At 72.7% G+C, this 256-nt stretch carries 1 pseudogene; it reads right to left on the bottom strand.

Annotated elements, in window-relative coordinates:
- A pseudogene (locus VJI93_RS09035) lies at positions 1-256 on the bottom strand (hypothetical protein); the annotation flags it as partial.

The raw sequence follows: 256 nt of genomic DNA, 5'->3' as shown, positions 1-256 counted from the left end.
TCGTGCAGCGCCGTCGCGGCGTGGGCGATATGCACGGCGTCGACCTCTTCGGCCTCGTCGAGCCCGGTGAGCGGGCGACCCGTGATCGGAGCCTCGGGGTATCCCTCGCTCGCGAGCACGACGGTCACGGCCGTGGCCTCGGCGAACGCGGGACGCGGCTGGTCTTCGAGCGTGCCTGAGGCAGCGGCCATGAGCAGCGTCGACAGTGGGTCGACGAGCCGCGGCAGCACGACCTGCGTCTCGGGGTCGCCGAACC

Source organism: Parvimonas sp. M20 (assembly GCF_035282425.1).
GTDB lineage: Bacteria > Bacillota > Clostridia > Tissierellales > Peptoniphilaceae > Parvimonas.
This window is presented reverse-complemented; position numbering and strand designations above follow the sequence as displayed.